Origin of the sequence: Serinicoccus hydrothermalis, assembly GCF_001685415.1 — a bacterium.
Taxonomy (GTDB): Bacteria; Actinomycetota; Actinomycetes; order Actinomycetales; family Dermatophilaceae; genus Ornithinicoccus; species Ornithinicoccus hydrothermalis.
In genome coordinates, this window is the sequence record NZ_CP014989.1 from 2,538,528 (window position 1) to 2,561,315 (window position 22,788).

Genomic DNA, 22,788 nt, shown 5'->3' on the forward strand with positions numbered 1-22,788 from the left:
GCAGGTCAGCCGCGCTCGCTCGACCGGCGCACGACCAGCTCGGGGGTGAAGCTCACGTGCCGGTGCTCGTGCGGCTGCCCCGTGCTGGCTGACTCCGCCTCCTCCAGCAGCGCGGCCGCGGCGGCCTGCCCCATCTCCTGGCAGGGCTGACGCACGGAGGTGAGGGGCACCGCGGCGGCCCCGGCGAACTCGATGTCGTCGTAACCCACCAGCGCGACCTCGTCGGGCACGGCCACGCCGTGCTGGGTGAACGTCTGCAGGACGCCCAGCGCCAGCAGGTCGTTGGCGCAGAAGACCGCGGTCGGGCGCTCCGCCGGCCCGAGCTCGAGGAAGCGGCGGGCCGCGTCGCGTCCGTCCTCGAACTGCATACCCTCCGTGTCGAGGACGAGCAGGTCCTCGCCGATCCCGCCCTCGACGACCGCGGCCCGGGCGCCAGCGAGCCGGTCCACCGACTGCGTCACGTCGCTGCTCTGCCCGACGAAGGCGAGCCGGGTATGACCGGTCGCGAGCAGGTGCTCGGCCGCCAGGCGCCCACCGAGCAGGTCGTCGACGCCGACGCTGCACCAGTCCTGGTCCTGGCCCCGCGGAGTGCGGTCGACGAAGACGACCGGGACCCCGCGCTCCACCAGCGTGCGCAGCCGCGGGTTGTCCGCGTCGACCGGGGTGATGCAGACCCCACGCACCCGCTGGGACAGGAGCGCCTCGAGGTAGTCGTCCTCACGGCTCGCCTGCTGGCCGCTGTCGCAGAGGAAGACCGTCAGGCCGGCGTCCCGCGCGGCGTGGTCGATCCCGCGGGCGACATCGGTGAAGAACGGGTTGGCCGCGTCGAGCACGAGGTAGGCCATGGTGCGGCTGTCCCCGGCGCGGAGCTGACGGGCGGTGTCGTTGCGCACGAAGCCCAGCTCGGCGATCGCCTGCGCGACGCGCTCCCGGGTGGCGGGCCGGACGCTGTCGGGGCGGTTGAGGACGTTCGAGACCGTCCCCAGGGACACTCCGGCGCGGCGGGCGACGTCCTTGACGCTCGGGCGGGCCATGCGGGCTCCGTTCGGTGGGGTGGGAGCAGAGTAGCGGTGAAAGCATTCAGAGCAGAAGGTCCACACCTTGACGAGCGCGAGGTCTGGATCTAGGGTACCCATGAAACGATTCATGGATGACTAGAGGAGTTCCCCATGACCGATCCCAGCGCTGCGACCGGCTTCAGCTCCATCACCGACACCCTCGACCGGCTCGCCATCGAGGTGCCGTCCTGGGCCTACGGCAACTCCGGCACCCGCTTCCGCGTCTTCGGCACGCCGGGCACGCCCCGGACCGTCGAGGAGAAGATCGCCGACGCGGCCCAGGTGCACGCACATACCGGTCTGGCGCCGAGCGTCGCGCTGCACATCCCCTGGGACAAGACCGACGACTACACCGCGCTGCGGGAGTATGCCGAGGGGCTCGGAGTCCGCCTCGGGACGGTGAACTCCAACACCTTCCAGGACGAGGCCTACAAGTTCGGCTCCCTCACCAGCGCGGACGATGCGGTGCGGCAGCAGGCGGTCGACCACCACCTCGAGTGCCTGGAGATCATGGGGCGGACCGGCTCCCGCGACCTCAAGATCTGGCTCGCCGACGGCGCCAACTACCCGGGTCAGAACGACCTGAGACAGCGCCAGGACACCCTCGCCGAGTCGTTGCGCACGATCTACGACCAGCTCGACGACGGCCAGCGGCTGGTGCTGGAGTACAAGTTCTTCGAGCCCGCGTTCTACTCCACCGACGTCCCGGACTGGGGCACGTCCTACGCCCACGTCTCCGCGCTGGGGGAGAAGGCGATGGTCTGCCTGGACACCGGGCACCACGCGCCGGGAACCAACATCGAGTTCATCGTCGCCCAGCTGCTGCGGCTCGGGAAGCTCGGCTCCTTCGACTTCAACTCCCGGTTCTACGCCGACGACGACCTCATCGTCGGGGCGGCCGACCCCTACCAGCTGTTCCGGATCGTGGTCGAGGTCATCCGGGGCGGCGGGCTGGACGCCGACTCCGAGGTCGCGCTCATGCTCGACCAGTGCCACAACATCGAGGAGAAGGTGCCCGGGCAGATCCGGTCGGTCCTCAACGTGCAGGAGATGACCGCCAAGGCGCTGCTGCTCGACCGCGAGGCGCTGGCGCAGGCGCAGGCGGACAACGACGTGCTCGCCGCCAACCAGGTCTTCATGGATGCCTTCTTCACCGACGTCCGCTCCGACCTCGCGGCCTACCGCGAGGAGCGCGGCCTGCCGGGCGACCCGATGGCCGCCTTCCGGGAGAGCGGCTACCTCGACCGGATCGCCGCCGACCGCGTCGGCGGGACCCAGTCCGGCTGGGGCGCCTAGCCCGCCCGCGCGACCGCGCCACCTGCATACCCTCCACGACACGCGAAGGAACACCCGGTCATGACCGACGAGAACCCTGCCGTCTCCGATCTCATCACCCGCTCCAACCGGCTCGGCGCCGACCCGAAGAATACCAACTACGCCGGCGGCAACACCTCCGCCAAGGGCACCGGGACCGACCCCGTGACGGGCCGCCCGGTCGAGCTGCTCTGGGTCAAGGGCTCCGGCGGCGACCTCGGCACCCTGAAGCCGGGCGGTCTGGCCGCGCTGCGCCTGGACCGGATGCGCGCGCTGGTCGACGTCTACCCCGGCGTCGAGCGCGAGGACGAGATGGTCGCCGCCTTCGACTACTGCCTGCACGGCAAGGGCGGGGCGGCGCCGTCGATCGACACCGCCATGCACGGGCTGGTCGAGGCCGCGCACGTCGACCACCTGCACCCCGACTCCGGCATCGCGATCGCCACCGCCGCCGACGGCGACGAGCTGACCCGGACCATCTTCGGCGACAAGGTCGCCTGGGTGCCGTGGCGCCGGCCCGGCTTCCAGCTCGGCCTCGACATCGCTGCCATCAAGGAGGAGCACCCCGAGGCGATCGGCTGCGTCCTCGGCGGCCACGGCATCACCGCCTGGGGGGAGACCAGCGAGGAGTGCGAGGCCAACTCGCTGTGGATCATCGACACGGCCGCGGCATACATCGAGGAGCACAGCACCGACGAGCCCTTCGGCGCCGCGCTCGAGGGATATGCCGCCCTCCCGGAGCCCGAGCGGCACGCCAGGGCGGCGGCGCTCGCCGGCACGATCCGCGGCATCGCGAGCACCGACCGGCCGATGGTGGGCCACTACACCGACAGCGACGTCGTCCTCGACTTCCTCGCCCACGAGGCCCACCCGCGGCTGGCCGAGCTGGGCACCTCGTGCCCGGACCACTTCCTGCGCACCAAGGTCAAGCCGCTGGTCCTCGACCTGCCGGCGACCGCGGGCGTGGAGGAGATGAAGGAACGGCTGCTCGAGCTGCACCAGCCCTATCGCGAGGACTACCAGGGCTACTACGAGCGCAACGCGACCGATGACAGCCCGGCCATCCGGGGAGCCGACCCGCTCATCGTGCTCGTGCCCGGCGTCGGGATGTTCTCCTTCGGCAAGGACAAGCAGACCGCGCGCGTGGCCGGCGAGTTCTACGTCAACGCGATCAACGTCATGCGCGGGGCGGAGGGCCTGTCGACGTATGCCCCCATCGACGAGGCGGAGAAGTTCCGGATCGAGTACTGGGCGCTCGAGGAGGCCAAGCTGCAGCGGATGCCGAAGCCCAAGCCGCTGGCCACCAGGGTCGCGCTCGTCACCGGTGGCGCCTCCGGCATCGGCAACGCCACCGCCCAGCGGCTCGCCGCCGAGGGCGCCTGCGTCGTCGTCGCCGACCTCGACCTGGAGAAGGCGCAGGCGGCCGCCGCGGAGATCGGCGGGCCCGACGTCGCCGTGGGCGTGCAGGTCGACGTCTCCGACGCCGCCGCGGTGCAGGCCGCGGTGGACGCGGCCGTGCTGGCCTTCGGCGGGCTCGACCTCGTGGTCAACAACGCCGGGCTCTCGCTGTCGAAGTCGCTGCTGGACACCACGGAGGCGGACTGGGACCGGCAGCACGACGTCATGGCCAAGGGCTCCTTCCTCGTCTCCCAGGCGGCGGCGCGGGTGCTCATCGACCAGCGGATGGGCGGCGACATCGTCTACATCTCCTCGAAGAACTCGATCTTCGCCGGCCCCAACAACATCGCCTACTCCGCGACCAAGGCCGACCAGGCCCACCAGGTCCGGCTGCTGGCGGCGGAGCTGGGCGCGCACGGGGTCCGCGTCAACGGCATCAACCCCGACGGCGTGGTCGCCGGGTCCGGCATCTTCGCCGGCGGGTGGGGCGCCAACCGGGCCGAGGTCTACGGCGTCGAGGAGAAGGACCTGGGCGCGTTCTACGCCCAGCGCACCATCCTCAAGCAGGAGGTCCTGCCCGAGCACTGCGCGGCAGCGGTCTTCGCGCTCGTCGGCCCCGACCTGCGGCAGACCACCGGGCTGCACGTGCCGGTCGACTCCGGGGTCGCCGCCGCGTTCCTGCGGTGAGCGGTATGCCGGAGGAGACCGGGACCGCCACCGTCGCCGCGGTCGACCTCGGCGCCAGCAGCGGCCGGGTCGTCCTCGCCCGGGTCGGGCCGGGGACGCTGGAGCTCACCGAGACCGGACGCTTCGACAACGGTCCGGTGCGCCTGCCGAGCGGGCTGCACTGGGACCTGCTCGCGCTTTATGCCGGGGTGCTGGAGGGCCTGCGCGAGGCCGGGCGGCAGCTGGCCGGGACCGGCGAGGACCTGGCGAGCATCGGCATCGACTCCTGGGCGGTGGACTACGCGCTGCTCGCCGGTGAGCGGGGCGTCGGGCTCACCCATCACTACCGCGACGAGCGCCGTGGTGAGGTCGGTCCCGCACGCGTGCACGAGCAGATCTCCCGCGAGGAGCTCTACTCCCGGACCGGGCTGCAGTTCCTGCCGTTCAACACCGTCTACCAGCTCGCCGCGGAGGACAAGGGCGTGCTCGCGACCGCCGACCGACTGCTCCTCGTCCCCGACCTGCTGGCCTCCTGGCTGACCGGGGTGCAGGTGACCGAGAGCACCAACGCCTCCACCACCGGGCTGCTCGATCCCCGCACCGGTGCCTGGGACGGCGGGCTGATGGACCGGCTGGCGCTGCCCCGGACCCTCTTCACCGACCTCGTCGCGCCGGGGGAGCGCATCGGCTCGCTGACCCCCGAGGTGCAGGAGCAGACCGGCCTCGGCGAGGTCCCCGTCGTCGCCGTCGGGTCGCACGACACGGCCTCGGCGGTCGTCGGCGTGCCCCTGGCCGGTGAGGGAGCGGCATACCTCTCGCTGGGGACGTGGGGACTGGTGGGGCTGGAGCTGCCCGCGCCCGTGCTCACCGACGCGGCGCGCGAGGCGAACTTCACCAACGAGGGGGGTGTCGACGGCACGACCCGCTTCCTCACCAACGTCATGGGCACCTGGATGCTCAGCGAGGCCCAGCGGGTGTGGGAGGAGTCCGGTGAGGCCTCCCAGCTCGCGGATCTCCTGGCCGCCGCCGCGGAGGTGCCCGTCGGCACCGTGCCGGTGATCGACGTGCAGGACCCGCGCTTCGCCCCGCCGGGCGACATGCCCGCGCGGATCGAGCAGTGGTGCGCCGAGCACGACGTGACGCCCCCGCAGGGCCGCGGCGCCGTCGTGCGCTGCATCCTCGTCAGCCTCGCCGCGGCCTACGCCCACGCGCTCGAGGACGCCGCCAGGCTCACCGACCGGAGCATCTCGACCGTGCACGTCGTCGGCGGGCCGGCCCGCAACGAGCTGCTCTGCCAGGCGATCGCGGACGCCACGGGGTGCGAGGTCGTCGCCGGCCCGGTCGAGGCCACGGCCATCGGCAACGTGCTGGTGCAGGCCCGGGCCGCGGGGGTCGTGGGGCCGACCTTGTCCGATTTGCGTGCGGTCGTGCGTGAGACCCAGGACCTGCGCACCTTCGCGCCTCACGGGCAGGGCTGACGCCGCCCGCGCCCTGCCGGACCGTCCCTGCCCCACCGCTTTGGGGCTCGAGCTCGTCTGAGATCCGAGACGGTGAGGCCGCCGCAGGGGGTGACGCCGGCGCGGCAGACCGCTCCAATGGTCTCCATGAGCCGTCTCCCCGAGCCTGACCTGCCCCGCGAGGTCGTCGTCACCGTCGGCCCGATGTCGCACGCCGAGGTCGTCGCCGTCGCCCGGCACGGCGCGCGCGTGAGCATCGCGGACGACGCCGTCGAGGGCATCGCCGCGACCCGCCGCATCATCGAGGACCTGGCCGGTGACACCCAGCCGCACTACGGCATCTCGACCGGCTTCGGCGCGCTGGCCAACACCAGCATCCCCCCGGACAAGCGGGCGCAGCTGCAGCGCAGCCTGGTCCGCAGCCACGCGGCGGGATCCGGCCCGGAGGTCGAGCGCGAGGTCGTGCGTGCGCTCATGCTGCTGCGCCTGTCGACCCTCGCGACCGGCCGCACCGGGGTGCGGGTCGAGACGGCGCAGGCGTATGCCTCGCTCCTCAACGCCGGCATCACCCCCGTCGTGCGCGAGCACGGCAGCCTCGGCTGCTCCGGCGACCTCGCGCCGCTGGCCCACTGCGCCCTGGCCGTCATGGGCGAGGGCATGGTCCGGGTCGGCCCGGAGGCGGGCGCGGACCAGGAGGCCTGGCAGGCGTCCCCGCAGGAGCTCATCCCCGCCGGCGAGGCGCTGGGCCGAGCCGGGATCGCCCCGGTCGAGCTGGCCGAGAAGGAGGGCCTGGCCCTCATCAACGGCACCGACGGCATGCTCGGCATGCTCGTGCTCGCCCTGCACGACCTCGACACGCTGCTCACCACCGCCGACGTCGCCGCCGCGATGAGCGTCGAGGGCCTGCTCGGCACCGACGACGTCTTCGCCGCCGACCTGCACGACCTCCGGCCGCACCCCGGCCAGGCGCGCTCGGCGCAGAACCTGCGAGACCTCATGTCCGACAGCGCGATCCGCGAGTCGCACCGCACCGAGGCGTGCACCCGCGTGCAGGACGCATACTCGCTGCGCTGCTCGCCCCAGGTCCACGGATCGGCCCGCGACACCTGCGGGTATGCCCGCACCGTCGCCGACCGCGAGCTCGCCGCCGCCGTCGACAACCCGGTCGTGACGCGGGACGGACGGGTCGAGAGCAACGGCAACTTCCACGGCGCGCCCGTCGCCCACGTGCTCGACTTCCTCGCGATCGTCGCCGCCGACGTGGCGAGCATCAGCGAGCGGCGCACCGACCGCTTCCTCGACGTCGCCCGCAGCCACGGGCTGCCGCCCTTCCTCGCCGACGACCCCGGGACCGACAGCGGGCACATGATCGCGCAGTACACCCAGGCCGCGCTGGTCAGCGAGCTCAAGCGGCTGGCCGCCCCGGCGAGCGTGGACTCCATACCCTCCTCCGCGATGCAGGAGGACCACGTGAGCATGGGGTGGGGGGCCGCCCGCAAGCTGCGCCGCGCCGTCGACGGGCTGACCCGCGTCGTCGCGGTCGAGGTGCTCACCGCCGCACGCGCCCTCGACCTGCGCGCGCCGCTCACCCCGGCCCCCGCGACGGCCGCCGTCGTGGCGCTGCTGCGCGGGTCCGGCGTCGAGGGCCCCGGCCCGGACCGCCACCTCAGCCCCGAGATCGAGACCGTCGTCGACCTCGTCGCGGACGGCCGCGTCCGGGACGCCGCCGAGAGGGTCACGGGCCTGCTCCACTGACGACCGGACATACCGGACGTCCGGTATGTCCGGTCGGAGAACGACCGACAGACACACACGCAAGAACGAGTCGAAGGAGACCACCATGGAAGGCGCCCGCCCCGTGCGCGCACCGCGCGGCACGAAGCTCACCGCCCGCTCCTGGGCCACCGAGGCCCCGATGCGGATGCTCATGAACAACCTCGACCCCGAGGTCGCCGAGCGCCCGGACGACCTGGTGGTCTACGGCGGCACGGGCCGCGCCGCACGCGACTGGCGCAGCTTCGACGCCATGGTCCGCACCCTCACCGACCTGCGCGAGGACGAGACCATGCTGGTCCAGTCCGGCCGCCCGGTGGGCGTCATGCAGACCCACGAGTGGGCGCCCCGCGTGCTCATCGCCAACTCCAACCTCGTCGGCGACTGGGCGACCTGGCCCGAGTTCCGGCGGCTCGAGCAGCTCGGCCTGACGATGTACGGCCAGATGACCGCCGGGTCCTGGATCTACATCGGCACCCAGGGCATCCTGCAGGGCACCTACGAGACCTTCGCCGCGGTCGCCGCCAAGAAGTTCGACGGCAGCCTGGCCGGCACCCTCACCCTCACCGGCGGCTGCGGCGGCATGGGCGGTGCCCAGCCGCTCGCGGTCACCCTCAACGGCGGGGTATGCCTGGTCGTCGACGTCGACGAGGCGCGCCTGCGTCGGCGGGTCAAGAGCCGCTACCTGGACGAGGTCGCCGACTCCCTCGACGCGGGCGTGGAGCGCGCGCTGGCGGCCAAGGGGGCGCGCGAGGCCGTCTCGATCGGCGTCGTGGGCAACGCCGCCGAGGTCTTCCCCGAGCTGCTGCGCCGCGGCGTCGACATCGACATCGTCACCGACCAGACCTCCGCGCACGACCCGCTGTCCTACCTGCCGACGGGGATCGACCTCGCCGACTGGCACGACTACGCGGACAAGAAGCCGGAGGAGTTCACCGACCGGGCGCAGGAGTCGATGGCCCGGCACGTCGAGGCGATGGTCGGCTTCATGGACGCCGGGGCCGAGGTCTTCGACTACGGCAACAGCATCCGCGACGAGGCCCGCCAGGGCGGCTACGACCGGGCCTTCGAGTTCCCCGGGTTCGTCCCGGCATACATCCGGCCGCTGTTCTGCGAGGGCAAGGGGCCCTTCCGCTGGGCCGCGCTCTCGGGCGACGAGAAGGACATCGCCGCCACCGACCAGGCCGTCCTCGACCTCTTCCCCGACAACGAGCACCTGCACACGTGGATCCGGGGCGCGCAGGAGAAGGTCTCCTTCGAGGGGCTGCCGGCGCGGATCTGCTGGCTCGGCTACGGCGAGCGCGACAAGGCCGGGGTGCGCTTCAACGACATGGTGGCCTCCGGCGAGGTCAGCGCCCCGATCGTCATCGGCCGCGACCACCTCGACTGCGGCTCGGTCGCCAGCCCCTACCGGGAGACCGAGGCCATGGCGGACGGGTCGGACGCGATCGCCGACTGGCCGCTGCTCAACGCGATGGTCAACACCGCGTCCGGGGCGTCCTGGGTGTCGCTGCACCACGGCGGCGGCGTCGGCATCGGCCGGTCGCTGCACGCCGGCCAGGTCAGCGTCGCCGACGGCACCGACCTGGCCCGCCAGAAGCTCGAGCGGGTCCTCACCAACGATCCGGGCATGGGCGTCATCCGGCACGTCGACGCCGGCTACGACCGCGCCGACGAGGTCGCCGCCGAGCGCGGCGTCCGGGTCCCGATGCGCGAGGGCGACTGAGTGCATACCCGAATTCGACCTCTCGAAACGTCGCCATGGCGAGCAAAGCAGTAGTCGAAAACGGGCAGAGACACATCCGGCAGAGAGAGGACCATGAGTGACATGAGCGCCCAGACCCGTTCCGAGGAGGTCCCGGACACCGCCGCCCCGATGTGGAAGTTCTTCGTCCTGTCGGCGATCGGCGTCTTCATGTTCTTCGTGCCGATCACGATCGGGGAGCGGAGCACCATCCCGCTGGACCACATCGTGTCGTGGCTGCGCGAGGCGATCCCCGGCGTCCTGCCCTGGTATGCCCTCGCGCTCATCCTCGCGGGCGCGATCTACCCCTGGGTCACCGGGTCGTGGCGGCGGAGCACCACCGACGCCGTCTTCGCCGTGGCCCGCGTCATCGGGCTGGTCGTCGGGGTGATGCTCGTCCTCGGCGTCGGCCCGGACTGGCTCTTCGCCGACGACATCGGCCCGTTCCTGCTCAACGCGCTGGTCATCCCGGTGGGGCTGCTCGTCCCGATCGGTGCGGTCTTCCTGGCGCTGCTCGTGGGCTACGGGCTCATGGAGTTCATCGGCGTCCTCGCCCGCCCGCTCATGCGCCCGGTCTTCCGCACGCCGGGCCGCTCGGCGATCGACGCGGTCGCCAGCTTCGTCGGCTCCTACTCCCTGGCCCTGCTCATCACCAACCGGGTCTACCTCGACGGGAAGTACACGCGTCGCGAGGCCATGGTCATCGCGACCGGCTTCTCCACCGTGTCGGCGACCTTCATGATCGTCGTCGCGAGCGCGCTGGACCTCATGCAGCACTGGAGCCTCTACTTCTGGTCCACCCTGCTCATCACCTTCGCCGTCACCGCGATCACCGTGTGGATCCCGCCGCTGTCGCGGGTGCCGGACGAGACCGTCCCCGGCGTCGAGCACCAGCCGGAGCATCCCGTCGAGGGCGGCCGGTTCGCCACCGCGTGGCGGGAGGCCCGGCATACCGTCGCCGCGGACCCCGGCCTGCTGCGGACGGTCTGGTCCACCTTCCTCGACGGGCTCAAGATGGCCATGGCGATCCTGCCGAGCATCCTGTCGATCGGGCTGCTGGGCCTGGTGCTGGCGGAGTTCACGCCGGTCTTCGACTGGCTCGGCTACGTTTTCTACCCCATCACCTGGGCGCTGCAGATCCCCGAGCCGCTGCTCGTCGCCAAGGCCGCGGCGCTCGGCGTCTCGGAGATGTTCCTGCCGGCCGCGCTCGTCGCGGAGTCTGCGATGTCGGTGAAGTACGTCGTCGCCGTGGTCAGCGTCAGCCAGATCATCTTCTTCTCGGCGATGGTGCCCTCCCTCGTGGGCACGCAGATCCCGGTGTCGATCCCGCGGCTGCTCGTCATCTGGTTCGAGCGGGTATGCCTGAGCCTGGTCCTCGCGATCCCCGTGGGGCTGCTGCTGTTCTGAGGCGCGGCCGGCGTGGGCCGTGGGTACGTTCGCAGCATGGGCAACGTCGCAGTGCAGCGCCTCGGCGCCGAGGAGTTCATCTCGTTCACGACCTTCCGCCGCACCGGTGAGCCGGTGCCGACCCCGGTCTGGGTGGTGCCGCTGCGCGACGGTGAGCGGATCGGCTTCTACACGACCATGGGCACCGGCAAGACCAAGCGGCTGCGGCATACCTCGCGGGTCACGGTGCAGCCCTGCGAGCGGCGAGGCACCCCCAAGCCCGGCACCGAGCCGGTCGAGGGGACCGCCGAGATGGTGCAGGGCGGGGCCGACTTCGACGAGGTCAGGGCCGCGGTGCGCGCGAAGTACGGCTGGCAGACGCGGGTCTTCCGCCTGGTCGGCAAGCTCACCCAGCGCGGCAAGGGGCTGACCTACGGCGACACGGTCGTGCTCGTCACCCCGGGGGTCCTGCCCGGCTGACCTGTGGACGACGCCGGTGTGGGTCGGCCCGGACCGGCATGCTGGACGTCATGACGCGGGAGGGGCACGATGGAGAGCATGAGCATGACCGAGGTCGGCATCTACACGGTCGAGGACCTGTATGCCTACCGCGAGCAGCGGGACGACATGACGATCCAGCTCATCGAGGGTGAGCTGGTCGTGTCGCCCGGACCCAGCATCATCCACCAGGCGGTGAGCGGGGAGCTCTTCGCCCTCCTGCGGGCCGCCTGCCCGCCTCACCTGCGCGTGCTCACCGCACCGCTGGACCTGAGGGCAGGGGAGCGCAGCATGATCCAGCCCGACCTCATGGTCATCCCGCGCGAGATCCGCGAGGGCGGTCAGGTCGAGGTGCCGCCGGTGCTGGCGGTCGAGATCCTCTCGCCGTCCAGCCGTCGGGCCGATCTCGTCGCCAAGCCGGACGTGCTCGCCCGGTTCGGGTGCCGGCACTACTGGGTCGTGGACCCGGAGGCGCCGGGGATACGCGTCTACCGTCTCGTGGGTGGCGCCTACGAGTCGGGCGAGGTCGTCATGGGAGCGGCGACCTTCGAGGTGCGCGAGCCGTTCGAGGTGTCCTTCCGGCTCTCCGACCTCACCCGGTGACGTCGGCGACCCGGGCGTCGAGCGCGGCCAGGGCCGCCTCGGCGTCGACGGTCACCGCGACGCCGTGCGCGCCGGCCCCGAGCGAGATCCGGCGGCCCGGCTCGCCGGTCAGGCTCTCGTCGGCGACGACCGGCCACGCGGTCGTCGAGCCGAAGGGCGTGATCGTGCCGCGCTCGTAGCCGGTCGCCTCCTTGGCCGTGGCGGCGTCCGGCATCGAGAGCCGGCTGACGCCGAGCAGCGCTCGGAGCTTGGGCCAGGCGATCTCCCGGTCACCCGGCACGAGCACGAAGAGGTGGTCACCGTCGCCGCGCCGCACCACCATCGTCTTGACGATGTCCCGCGGCTGCACCCCGCGCACCCGGGCCGCCTCCTCGAGGCTGCCGACGCGCCCGTGGCGGGTGACGGCATAGGCCAGCCCGGCCGCCTCGACCGCCGCCAGCGCGCGTTCCTCGCTCATGGGACGAGGGTATGCCCCACGCATCTTGGCCTCCCCCGCACTTCGTCCCACGGCCCCCGCCCTGCAGCGTGGGGGAGGTGAGCGAAGCGTGGGGCTGTCGTGGGGGCGCGGGGCCGCGGAGGAAGGGGGGCGGCGAGGTGGCTGGTCTGGGATCCGAGACGCCTAGGACGCCTGCGGCCTGTCCGCGACGCCGGACCCCGCCCTAGGGTCGGGGCGTGAGCACCGCAGCCGCCCTCGCCGCCTTCGACCGCATGTGGGCCGACCTCGACCCGGTCGGCCGGGTCGGCAGCGGCGGCTACCGCCGCTTCGCCTGGACCCGGGAGGACGCCACGCTGCGCGAGTGGTTCGCCGGGGAGGCGGCGGCGCGTGGCCTCGACGTTGTCGAGGACCGGGTCGGCAACCAGTGGGCGTGGTGGTGGGACGGCCCGGGGAGCGTGGACGACGCGGTGCGGGCGGGGCATACCGGCCTCGTCATCGGCTCGCACCTGGACTCGGTGCCGGACGGCGGCGCCTTCGACGGGCCGCTCGGGGTGGTCAGCTCGTTCGCCGCGCTCGACCTGCTCCGCGCGGGCGGGGTCGCGCCGTCCCGGCCGGTCGCCGTGGCCAACTTCGTCGACGAGGAGGGGGCGCGCTTCGGGATCGCCTGCGCGGGCTCCCGGGTGCTCACCGGGGCGCTGCCCGCCGACCGGGCGCGGGCGCTCACCGACGGCGACGGCGTGACGTATGCCGAGGCGCTCGCCGCAGCCGGCCGCGACCCCGAGGCCCTGGGCCGGGACGAGGAGACGCTGGCGCGCGTCGGCGCCTTCGTCGAGCTGCACGTCGAGCAGGGCCGGGCGCTGGTCGACCTCGACGCTCCCGTCGCGGTGGCCAGCGACATCTGGCCGCACGGGCGGTGGCGCTTCGACTTCCCCGGCGAGGCCAACCACGCCGGGACCACCCGGCTCGAGGACCGGCGCGACGCGATGCTCGGGTATGCCGACCTCGTCCTGGCAGCCCGGGCCGGTGCCACCGATCGCGGCTGCGTCGCCACCGTCGGCAAGGTGGCCGTCACCCCGGGCGGGGTCAACGCGATCCCCTCGCACGTCACCGGCTGGCTGGACGCGCGCGGGCCGGAGGAGGCGCAGGTCGAGGCGCTCGTCGCCGACCTCGAGGGACGGGCCGGGCAGCACGGCGCCGAGGTCGTCCGGGAGTCCTGGACCCCGACCACCCGCTTCGACGCCGCCCTGGCCGACCGGCTGCGCGCCGTGCTGGGCAGCAGCGACGAGCTGAGCGTGCCGGTGCTCGGCACCGGCGCCGGGCACGACGCCGGCATCCTCGCGGGAGCGGGCATACCGACCGCGATGCTCTTCGTGCGCAACCCGACCGGGGTCTCGCACAGCCCGGCCGAGCACGCCGAGACGCCCGACTGCCACGCCGGCGTCGAGGCCCTCGCGGCGTGCGTGGCCGACCTCGCGGCGGGGCAGCCGTGAGCACGACCTTCCACGCCGCCCACGCCCACCTGCCCACCGGTGTCACCGCCGACGTGCGCATCGCCGTCGAGGACGGTCGGATCACCGCGGTGGGCGAGGGCATACCCGCGGCCGAGGGCGACCACCGCCTCCCCGGGATCGTGCTCCCCGGACTGGCGAACGCGCACAGCCACGCCTTCCACCGGGCGCTGCGCGGGCGGACGCACGGCGGTGGCGGGACGTTCTGGACCTGGCGCGAGACGATGTATGCCGTCGCCGCCCGGCTCGACCCGGACCGCTACCTCGCCCTGGCCCGCGCGACCTATGCCGAGATGGCGCTCGCGGGCATCACCGCCGTGGGCGAGTTCCACTACCTGCACCACGGGCCGGGCGGGAAGCGCTACATGGACCCCAACGTCATGGGGAAGGCGCTCGTCGAGGCGGCCGCCGAGGCCGGGATCCGGCTGACGCTGCTGGACACCTGCTACCTCGCCGGGGGACTCGACGGCGCGGGGCACACCGAGCTGGAGGGCACGCAGCTGCGCTTCGGCGACGGCGACGCGCAGACCTGGGCGCTGCGGGTCGAGGACCTGCGCGACCACACCGACGGCGGACCGGAGCACGTGCGGGTCGGTGCCGCGATCCACTCGGTGCGGGCCGTGCCCCGCGACCAGCTCTCGACCGTGGCCTCGTGGGCACGCACAGCAACCCCCACCCCCGACCGGACACCCCTTCTCACCCCCGACCGGACACCCCTTCCGTCCGCAAATTCGCGGACGGAAGGGGTGTCCGGTCGGGAGGTGGCTGGGCGGCGTGGGCCGGCTGGGCGGCCGGTGCACGTGCACCTGTCCGAGCAGCCCGCCGAGAACGACGCCTGCCTCGCCGCGCACGGCCTCACCCCGACCGGGCTGCTGGAGGCCGAGGGGGTGCTCGGGCCCGACCTGTCCGCCGTCCACGCCACCCACCTCACCGAGCGCGACGTCGCGCTGCTCGGGCAGCACCGGTCCACCGCCTGCTTCTGCCCCACCACGGAGCGCGACCTCGCGGACGGCATCGGCCCGGGGCGGGCGCTGCGCGACGCGGGAGCCCGGCTGTCGCTCGGCTCGGACCAGCACGCGGTCGTCGACCTGCTGGAGGAGGCCCGGGCGCTGGAGATGCACGAGCGGTTGGCGAGCCTCGAGCGGGGCCGCTTCGCCCCCGCCGACCTGCTGGCCGCGGCCACCGCGCACGAGAGCATCGGCTGGCCGGACGCCGGCCGGATCGAGGTCGGTGCCCGCGCCGACCTCGTCGCGGTGCGCGACGACACGGTCCGCACGGCCGGCTGCGACCCGGCCCAGGTCGTGCTCGCCGCGAGCGCTGCCGACGTCGACACCGTGGTGACCGACGGGCGGGTCGTCGTGCAGGACGGGCGGCACCGGCTCGGCGACGTCGGCCGGCTGCTCGCAGGCGCCATCCACCCGCTCCTGAGCGACTGACCCCGGCACGAGAGGATCGAGCCCATGAGCATGCTCATCACCGGCATCCGCGAGCTGGTCACCTGCGACGACACCGTCGAGAACGCGCGCGGGAGGACCAACGCGGACCTGACCCGCGGCCTCGGTGTCGTGCCCGACGCCGCGGTCGTCATCGGCGGCGGGAGCGAGGACTCGGCGCCTGCCGTGGAGTGGATCGGGCCGGCCGACCAGGCGCCCGCCGCGGACTGGGCGATCGACCTCGGCGGCAAGGCGGTCCTGCCCGGTTTCGTCGACAGCCACGCCCACCTCGTCTTCGCCGGCGACCGGTCGGCGGAGTTCGCCGCCCGGATGACCGGGCAGCCCTACGACGGCGGCGGCATCGCCCTCACCATGGCGGCCACCCGCGAGGCGGGCGACGCCGAGCTGCGCGACCTGCTCGCCAAGCGGGTCGGGGAGATGCGCAGCCAGGGCACGACCACCGTGGAGATCAAGAGCGGCTACGGCCTCGACGTCGAGCACGAGGTCCGGGCGCTGCGGCTGGCCCGCGAGGTCACCCCCGAGACCACCTTCCTCGGCGCCCACGTCGTCCCGCCGGACCGGCGTGGCGCCGGCGGGCGGGAGGCATACCTCGACCTCGTCTGCGGCGAGATGCTCGCCGCCTGCGCGCCGTACGCCCGCTGGGTCGACGTCTTCTGCGAACCGGCCAGCGCCCACGCCTTCGACGGCGAGGAGTCGCGCCGCGTGCTCGAGGCCGGGCGGGACGCCGGGCTGGAGCTGCGGGTGCACGGCAACCAGCTCGGGCACGGCCCCGGTGTCCAGCTGGCCGTCGAGCTCGGCGCGGCGAGCGTCGACCACTGCACCTACCTCAGCGACGAGGACGTCGAGGCGCTCGCCGGGAGCGGCACCGTGGCCACCCTGCTGCCGGGTGTGGAGTTCTCCACCCGGCAGCCCTACCCCGACGCGCGCCGGCTCTTCGACGCGGGCGTGGACGTGGCCCTCGCCACCGACTGCAACCCCGGCACGTGCAGCTCCTCCTCGATGCCGCTCATGATCGCGCTCGCGGTCCGCGAGATGGGGATGACGCCGGCGGAGGCGCTGCGCGCGGCCACCGTCGGCGGGGCGCGGGCGCTGCGCCGCGACGACGTGGGGCGGATCCGCGTCGGGCAGCGGGCGGACCTCGCCGTCGTGGACGCCCCGAGCGTGCTGCACATCCCCTACCGCGTCGGGGTGCCGATCGTGCGCGCGCTGGAGGTCTGAACCCGAGCCGGCGCCTCCGACCACGGACGGACGCAGGACGCGACCGCGGTATGACGCGGCCCGGCCCTCCGCGGCCTAGACGGTATGGAGTGACCGCTCGGGTTGACTGAGGGGTTGCGGGCCGGGGCCTCGCTCACAAGATTCGTGGGTTGCCGGGCAGGGGCCGCCTGCTCGGCCTATCCGACAAGTGTGGGAGGCCCCGGGTGTTTACCGAGCGTACGAGTGTTGGGTTGGACGTGCACGCTCGCTCGGTCGCGGCAGCAGCGATCGATAGCGACACGGGCGAGTTGATCCAGGCGAGGTTGTCGCCGTCCAAGGAACAGATCACGCACTGGGTTCAGGCTCTGCCTGGGCCGGTCGCGGTGACATATGAGGCCGGCCCGACGGGTTTCGACCTGTGCCGGGCACTGATGGCGGTCGGCGTCCGGTGCGAGGTCGCCGCCCCCTCGAAGGTGCAACGCCCGTCCGGGGATCGGGTCAAGACCGACGCCAAGGACGCGGTCCACCTGGCCCGGCTGCTGCGGATGGATGAGATCACTCCGGTGGCGGTCCCCTCGGTCGATCAAGAAGCCGCCCGGGACCTGGTCCGTGCTCGGGAAGACGCCCGTGGGGACCTGATGCGGACCCGGCACCGCCTGTCCAAACTGCTGCTACGCCACGGGATCGTCTACTCCGGCGGGGCGGCGTGGACCGGTCGACACGATGCGTGGCTACGCACCTCGGCACTACCGCAGCTAACGTCGGCGGCGACCCGGTTGACGTTCGACTCCGACTACGAGGCGGTCCGGGGCACGCTCGCCCGGCGAGACCGTCTCGATGCCCACATCACGCAGCTGGCCGCGGACAGCGAGTTTACCCCGGTGGTGCACCGACTGGGGTGCCTGCGCGGCATCAGCACCCTGACCGGGTTCGCTCTGGCCGTGGAGATCGGGGACTGGCACCGGTTCACCGGCAACACCATCGGCTCCTTCGTCGGACTCGTCCCCTCTGAGCACTCCTCCGGTCAGTCCCGGTCCCAGGGGTCGATCACCAAGACCGGGAACACCCATGTGCGCCGGTTGCTGGTCGAAGCGGCCTGGCATCACCGGGCCCGCTACCGGATCGGTAAGACCATGCGGGACCGGTGGGACCAGGCCCCGGCAGGTGCCCGGGCACGCGGCGATGTCGGCAACCGGCGACTGCACGCCCGGTGGGTGAACTTCCTGGAGCGACGCAAGAAGCCGACCATCGCCAACGTCGCTGTCGCCCGCGAGCTCGCCGGCTGGTGCTGGTCCCTGGCGGTGATGGACGACTGAACCCCACAGTCTGCTGAGTCGAGCCACGGTGGCTGGAAGCAGCGCGTGGAGCGACCCGCGGAACACCTATGGGCAGTCAGCCCATGCTGGCCACGCCCGTTCCTAGACACGCGGTCCCGCTCCTTGCCGAACCACCGTCCTGCGGTACCCAACCCGCGCATATCAGTCAGACCGCGCGTCGCCAACGACACGCTCACCGCCCATCGGCACGACACAGCACGAGGCGCCCGCCCCGATCGCTACGGGACGGGCGCCTCACCCTGCCACTTGACAAGAGATCACTCCATATCAGGTGTACTCGGCCGTCAGGTTGGTGACAGTCGGCTGGTCGGTGGGAGTCCGCCGAGCGCGCTGTGGCGTCGTTCAGTGTTGTAGGACTCCAGCCAGGGCGCAAGCGCGTCCCGCCGGGCCTGGTTGCTGGTGAAGGCGTGCCGGTAGGCCCACTCGGTCTGCAGGGTGCGGTTGAACCGTTCGACCTTGCCGTTCTGCCAGGGGCAGTGTGGCTTGATGAACTTCTGCCGGGCGCCGATGGCGGCGATGGCGTCGAGGAACGCGCGTCCGTGCCGGTAGGCCAAGGCGTTGTCGGTCATCACCCGCTCGATGCGGGTGATGCCGTGGCCGGCGAAGTAGGCCGCCGCGCGGGTTAGGAAACCGGCGCAGGTGTGGTCCTTCTCGTCGTCGTGGATCTCGGAGTAGGCCAGCCGGGAGTGGTCATCGACCATCGAGTGCACGTAGTCGTAGCCGATCTTGGCCCGCCGGTTCTTGTCCGCCGTCGTGGCGGCGCGGCCGTGGGCGCGCCACCCGCCACCGTCGGGGATCTTGCCGATCTTCTTGACGTCGACGTGCACCAGCTCCCCGGGGCCGTCGCGCTCGTACCGGGTCGCCGTGACCTTGGAAGAGCGGATCACCTGCCCGGTCATCGGGTCCAAGCAGGCCAGGTAGGCCACCCCGGCGCGGCGCAGCACCCGGGACACGGTGCGCGGGGCCAGCCCGAGCTCACCAGCGATCCAGTCCTGCCCACGGCGGTGCTCACGGCGGCAGGCCAGGATCTGCTGCTCGACATGGGACGGGGTGCGGCCGGGACAGGTACGTGGCCGGCTGGAGCGCTCACCCAGCCCGGCGATGCCGTGCTGGTCGTAGCGGGCCAGCCACCGGTGGGCGCACTGGCGCGAGATGCCCATCGCCTTGGCGGCATGGGCCACGGCCCACCCCTGCTCACGGACCCGCTGCACCAGCAGCAGGCGGCCATGGACGGTCAGACGGGCATTAGCGTGGGGCATGAGGACCTCCGGGTTGCGGGCAGTGACTCTCGACAAGCCACACCCCACCCGGAGGTCCTCCTCACGTCAACACCCCACTGTCACCAACCTCCCGGCCGGGTACACCTGATATGGAGTGATCTCTTGTCAAGTGGCAGGGTGAGGCGCCCGTCCCGTAGCGATCGGGGCGGGCGCCTCGTGCTGTGTCGTGCCGATGGGCGGTGAGCGTGTCGTTGGCGACGCGCGGTCTGACTGATATGCGCGGGTTGGGTACCGCAGGACGGTGGTTCGGCAAGGAGCGGGACCGCGTGTCTAGGAACGGGCGTGGCCAGCATGGGCTGACTGCCCATAGGTGTTCCGCGGGTCGCTCCACGCGCTGCTTCCAGCCACCGTGGCTCGACTCAGCAGACTGTGGGGTTCAGTCGTCCATCACCGCCAGGGACCAGCACCAGCCGGCGAGCTCGCGGGCGACAGCGACGTTGGCGATGGTCGGCTTCTTGCGTCGCTCCAGGAAGTTCACCCACCGGGCGTGCAGTCGCCGGTTGCCGACATCGCCGCGTGCCCGGGCACCTGCCGGGGCCTGGTCCCACCGGTCCCGCATGGTCTTACCGATCCGGTAGCGGGCCCGGTGATGCCAGGCCGCTTCGACCAGCAACCGGCGCACATGGGTGTTCCCGGTCTTGGTGATCGACCCCTGGGACCGGGACTGACCGGAGGAGTGCTCAGAGGGGACGAGTCCGACGAAGGAGCCGATGGTGTTGCCGGTGAACCGGTGCCAGTCCCCGATCTCCACGGCCAGAGCGAACCCGGTCAGGGTGCTGATGCCGCGCAGGCACCCCAGTCGGTGCACCACCGGGGTAAACTCGCTGTCCGCGGCCAGCTGCGTGATGTGGGCATCGAGACGGTCTCGCCGGGCGAGCGTGCCCCGGACCGCCTCGTAGTCGGAGTCGAACGTCAACCGGGTCGCCGCCGACGTTAGCTGCGGTAGTGCCGAGGTGCGTAGCCACGCATCGTGTCGACCGGTCCACGCCGCCCCGCCGGAGTAGACGATCCCGTGGCGTAGCAGCAGTTTGGACAGGCGGTGCCGGGTCCGCATCAGGTCCCCACGGGCGTCTTCCCGAGCACGGACCAGGTCCCGGGCGGCTTCTTGATCGACCGAGGGGACCGCCACCGGAGTGATCTCATCCATCCGCAGCAGCCGGGCCAGGTGGACCGCGTCCTTGGCGTCGGTCTTGACCCGATCCCCGGACGGGCGTTGCACCTTCGAGGGGGCGGCGACCTCGCACCGGACGCCGACCGCCATCAGTGCCCGGCACAGGTCGAAACCCGTCGGGCCGGCCTCATATGTCACCGCGACCGGCCCAGGCAGAGCCTGAACCCAGTGCGTGATCTGTTCCTTGGACGGCGACAACCTCGCCTGGATCAACTCGCCCGTGTCGCTATCGATCGCTGCTGCCGCGACCGAGCGAGCGTGCACGTCCAACCCAACACTCGTACGCTCGGTAAACACCCGGGGCCTCCCACACTTGTCGGATAGGCCGAGCAGGCGGCCCCTGCCCGGCAACCCACGAATCTTGTGAGCGAGGCCCCGGCCCGCAACCCCTCAGTCAACCCGAGCGGTCACTCCATACCGTCTAGGGTCGACCTCGTGAGCGAGATGGTGCGGGAGGCCCGCGAGCAGGTGGCCGGTGCGTGGCGCCGGGCGCGCGCCGTGCCCTGGCTGCTCGACGCCGCGCTCGTCGGCGCCCTGCTGCTCTTCGTGCTCGTCACCGGCGCCGGGCTGGCCGGGCCGGGTTACGTGCTCGTCAGCCTGGTGCAGATCGTGCCGCTGCTGTGGCGCCGCAGCCACCCGCTCACCGCGGCCCTGGCGGTCGCGGGCGGCTGCCTGCTGCAGGTCGTGCTCCTGGACCGGCCCGTCCCGGCGAACGTCGCCGTGCTCCTCGCGGTCTACAGCGCGGCGGGGTTCGGCAGCCGCCGCACCTCGCGGATCGTCCTCGGGGTCGGGCTGGTGGGTGCCGTCCTCGCGGGGCTGGACTGGGCGGCGTCGATCTACGACGGGCTCGGCTACTTCCTCGCCGTCGCCTCGGTGCAGACGGGTTTCATGGCCTGCTTCGTCGGTGTCGCCTGGGCGCTGGGTGACGTGATGCGTCGCCGCCGGGAGGTGGTCTCCCGGCTGCAGGCGCAGAACCGGGCGCTGGCGCGCGACCAGGCGCAGCGCGAGCGGCTCGCCGCCCAGGACGAGCGGGCCACCATCGCGCGGGAGATGCACGACGTCGTCGCGCACTCCCTGGCGGTGGTCGTCGTGCAGGCGGACGGCGGGCTGTATGCCGCCCGGCAGGCGCTCGCGCGCGGGACCGACCTCGACGCCGACCGGTCGCGGGCCGCGCTGGAGCAGGCCGCCACGACCCTGGAGACGTTGGCGCAGACGGCACGGGCCTCCCTCGCGGACACCCGGCGCCTCGTGGGGGTGCTGCGCGACCCGGGGTCGGACCCGGACTACGCGCCGCTGCAGGGGCTGGCGCACCTGGAGGAGCTGGTGCAGCGGGTCCGCGCCTCGGGGGTCGACGTCGCCGCGCACGTGCGGGGCGAGGTGGGTGACCTGTCGGCGGACGTGGACCTGGCGGCCTACCGGGTGGTCCAGGAGGCCCTGACCAACGCCATGAAGCACGCCGGCCCGGACGCCTCGGTGGACGTCGACGTCCTGCGCACCCCGGGCGTCCTCATGGTCCGGGTCACCGACGACGGACTGGGGGCGGCCGAGCAGCCGCTCGACGGCGAGGGCAACGGGCTGCCCGGTATGCGTGAGCGCGTGGAGGTGCTCGGCGGCACGGTCCATGCCGGGCCGCGACGGCGTCGCGGCTGGGAGGTCGTGGCGACCCTCCCGCTCGCCGCGGCCCCCGCCACGGCGACCCCCACCACCGCGACGGAGGACCGACCGGGCGCCGCCGTGGCGCCGGGCGGAGGGCATACCCCAGGAGACGGCAGATGACCGACGCACCCACCCGGCTCTTCCTCGTCGACGACCAGGAGCTGGTGCGCGCCGGCTTCCGCATGGTCCTCGACGCGCAGGACGACATGACCGTCGTCGGCGAGGCGGGCGACGGGGTGCGGGCGATCGAGGCAGTCGCGCAGACCCGGCCGGACGTCGTGCTCATGGACATCCGGATGCCGCGGATGGACGGGGTCGAGACCACGCGCCGGCTGCTCCAGGGGGCTCCCGCCGGCCAGAGCCCCAGGGTGCTGGTGCTGACGACCTTCGACCTCGACGAGTACGTCTTCGCCGCGCTGCGTGCGGGGGCTTCGGGCTTCCTGCTCAAGGACGCCGGGCCGGCCGAGCTCCTGGCGGCCATCCGGGCGGTGCACCAGGGCGACGCCGCGATGGCCCCCTCGACGACCCGACGGCTGCTCGAACGCTTCGTGCCCGACCTGCCCGACGCGCGGGCGGAGGACGCGGCGGCGAACCGGCGCCGTGCCGCCGCCGGACGGCTGGACGTCCTCACCGAGCGGGAGCGCGAGGTGCTCGAGGCCGTGGGTCGGGGCCTGACCAACACCGAGATCGCCGCCGAGCTCTACCTCGCCGAGGCGACCGTCAAGACCCACATCGGCCGGGTCCTGCACAAGCTCGACCTGCGCGACCGTGTGCAGATGGTCATCACCGCCTACGAGACGGGCCTCGTCGGCCGCCCAGGCTGACCGGACGTCCGCCCGACCGGGCGCCCGG

At 72.7% G+C, this 22,788-nt stretch carries 18 protein-coding genes; 14 read left to right on the top strand and 4 right to left on the bottom strand.

What is annotated here, in order from left to right; genetic code table 11:
* Positions 1 to 5: 5 nt before the first annotated feature.
* Positions 6 to 1,034 carry a LacI family DNA-binding transcriptional regulator gene (locus tag SGUI_RS11840; protein ID WP_066640490.1) on the bottom strand — a complete coding sequence of 343 codons (1,029 nt, stop codon included), beginning with the start codon at positions 1,032 to 1,034 and terminating at the stop codon, positions 6 to 8.
* A gap of 135 nt (positions 1,035 to 1,169) precedes the next feature.
* Here SGUI_RS11840 and rhaI point away from each other — a divergent pair, with 135 nt between their 5' ends.
* The 8 genes from rhaI to SGUI_RS11880 all read left to right on the top strand — a co-directional run bounded on the left by rhaI (position 1,170) and on the right by SGUI_RS11880 (position 11,897).
* Positions 1,170 to 2,354: an L-rhamnose isomerase gene (gene rhaI, locus SGUI_RS11845; RefSeq protein ID WP_066640493.1), complete on the top strand. Its 1,185-nt coding sequence runs from the start codon at positions 1,170 to 1,172 to the stop codon at positions 2,352 to 2,354.
* 60 nt (positions 2,355 to 2,414) lie between these two features.
* Positions 2,415 to 4,457 (top strand): bifunctional rhamnulose-1-phosphate aldolase/short-chain dehydrogenase, encoded by a 2,043-nt coding sequence (locus SGUI_RS11850; RefSeq protein WP_066640495.1) that lies wholly within the window; start codon positions 2,415 to 2,417, stop codon positions 4,455 to 4,457.
* 5 nt (positions 4,458 to 4,462) lie between these two features.
* On the top strand, positions 4,463 to 5,914 hold the full coding sequence (locus SGUI_RS11855) for a rhamnulokinase (RefSeq protein WP_066640498.1): 1,452 nt from the start codon (positions 4,463 to 4,465) through the stop codon (positions 5,912 to 5,914).
* Positions 5,915 to 6,040: 126 nt separating this feature from the next.
* Entirely contained in the window at positions 6,041 to 7,648 is a 1,608-nt protein-coding gene (gene hutH, locus SGUI_RS11860; RefSeq protein ID WP_066643329.1) for a histidine ammonia-lyase, read from the top strand.
* An 85-nt stretch (positions 7,649 to 7,733) separates the two neighbouring features.
* Positions 7,734 to 9,392, top strand: a complete 1,659-nt coding sequence (hutU, locus tag SGUI_RS11865; protein ID WP_066640501.1) for a urocanate hydratase — start codon at positions 7,734 to 7,736, stop codon at positions 9,390 to 9,392.
* Between the two features lie 102 nt (positions 9,393 to 9,494).
* Complete coding sequence (locus SGUI_RS11870) at positions 9,495 to 10,817, top strand: YjiH family protein (RefSeq protein WP_066640518.1); 1,323 nt, start codon at positions 9,495 to 9,497, stop codon at positions 10,815 to 10,817.
* A 36-nt stretch (positions 10,818 to 10,853) separates the two neighbouring features.
* The gene (locus tag SGUI_RS11875; protein ID WP_066640521.1) at positions 10,854 to 11,276 is read left to right on the top strand and encodes a PPOX class F420-dependent oxidoreductase; all 423 of its coding nucleotides are present in this window, start codon (positions 10,854 to 10,856) and stop codon (positions 11,274 to 11,276) included.
* A gap of 78 nt (positions 11,277 to 11,354) precedes the next feature.
* Complete coding sequence (locus tag SGUI_RS11880) at positions 11,355 to 11,897, top strand: Uma2 family endonuclease (RefSeq protein WP_191090903.1); 543 nt, start codon at positions 11,355 to 11,357, stop codon at positions 11,895 to 11,897.
* On the opposite strand, the gene SGUI_RS11885 is transcribed toward SGUI_RS11880, so the two are convergent.
* Positions 11,887 to 12,354, bottom strand: a complete 468-nt coding sequence (locus SGUI_RS11885) for an aminoacyl-tRNA deacylase (RefSeq protein ID WP_066640527.1) — start codon at positions 12,352 to 12,354, stop codon at positions 11,887 to 11,889. The two genes, SGUI_RS11880 and SGUI_RS11885, sit on opposite strands and share 11 nt — an antisense overlap.
* A 215-nt stretch (positions 12,355 to 12,569) precedes the next feature.
* On the opposite strand from SGUI_RS11885, the gene SGUI_RS11890 reads away from it, so the two are divergent.
* The 4 genes from SGUI_RS11890 to SGUI_RS11905 all read left to right on the top strand — a co-directional run bounded on the left by SGUI_RS11890 (position 12,570) and on the right by SGUI_RS11905 (position 17,808).
* Positions 12,570 to 13,823 carry an allantoate amidohydrolase gene (locus tag SGUI_RS11890; protein WP_237141342.1) on the top strand — a complete coding sequence of 418 codons (1,254 nt, stop codon included), beginning with the start codon at positions 12,570 to 12,572 and terminating at the stop codon, positions 13,821 to 13,823.
* Positions 13,820 to 15,277 (top strand): formimidoylglutamate deiminase, encoded by a 1,458-nt coding sequence (locus tag SGUI_RS11895; RefSeq protein ID WP_066640535.1) that lies wholly within the window; start codon positions 13,820 to 13,822, stop codon positions 15,275 to 15,277. The genes SGUI_RS11890 and SGUI_RS11895 overlap by 4 nt, the downstream gene beginning before the upstream one ends.
* A gap of 24 nt (positions 15,278 to 15,301) precedes the next feature.
* Positions 15,302 to 16,513, top strand: a complete 1,212-nt coding sequence (gene hutI / locus SGUI_RS11900; RefSeq protein ID WP_066640538.1) for an imidazolonepropionase — start codon at positions 15,302 to 15,304, stop codon at positions 16,511 to 16,513.
* A gap of 203 nt (positions 16,514 to 16,716) precedes the next feature.
* Complete coding sequence (locus SGUI_RS11905; protein ID WP_066640541.1) at positions 16,717 to 17,808, top strand: IS110 family RNA-guided transposase; 1,092 nt, start codon at positions 16,717 to 16,719, stop codon at positions 17,806 to 17,808.
* Between the two features lie 305 nt (positions 17,809 to 18,113).
* Here SGUI_RS11905 and SGUI_RS11910 read toward each other — a convergent pair whose 3' ends face one another.
* Entirely contained in the window at positions 18,114 to 19,088 is a 975-nt protein-coding gene (locus SGUI_RS11910) for an IS481 family transposase (protein ID WP_066640544.1), read from the bottom strand.
* A gap of 397 nt (positions 19,089 to 19,485) precedes the next feature.
* A complete protein-coding gene (locus SGUI_RS11915; protein ID WP_066640541.1) occupies positions 19,486 to 20,577 on the bottom strand; it encodes an IS110 family RNA-guided transposase in 1,092 nt (363 codons plus the stop codon).
* A gap of 147 nt (positions 20,578 to 20,724) precedes the next feature.
* On the opposite strand from SGUI_RS11915, the gene SGUI_RS11920 reads away from it, so the two are divergent.
* The gene (locus SGUI_RS11920) at positions 20,725 to 22,056 is read left to right on the top strand and encodes a sensor histidine kinase (RefSeq protein ID WP_237141511.1); all 1,332 of its coding nucleotides are present in this window, start codon (positions 20,725 to 20,727) and stop codon (positions 22,054 to 22,056) included.
* Positions 22,053 to 22,760, top strand: a complete 708-nt coding sequence (locus SGUI_RS11925) for a response regulator transcription factor (protein WP_066640554.1) — start codon at positions 22,053 to 22,055, stop codon at positions 22,758 to 22,760. Before SGUI_RS11920 ends, SGUI_RS11925 begins: the two co-directional genes overlap by 4 nt.
* The last annotated feature ends 28 nt before the right edge of the window (positions 22,761 to 22,788 follow it).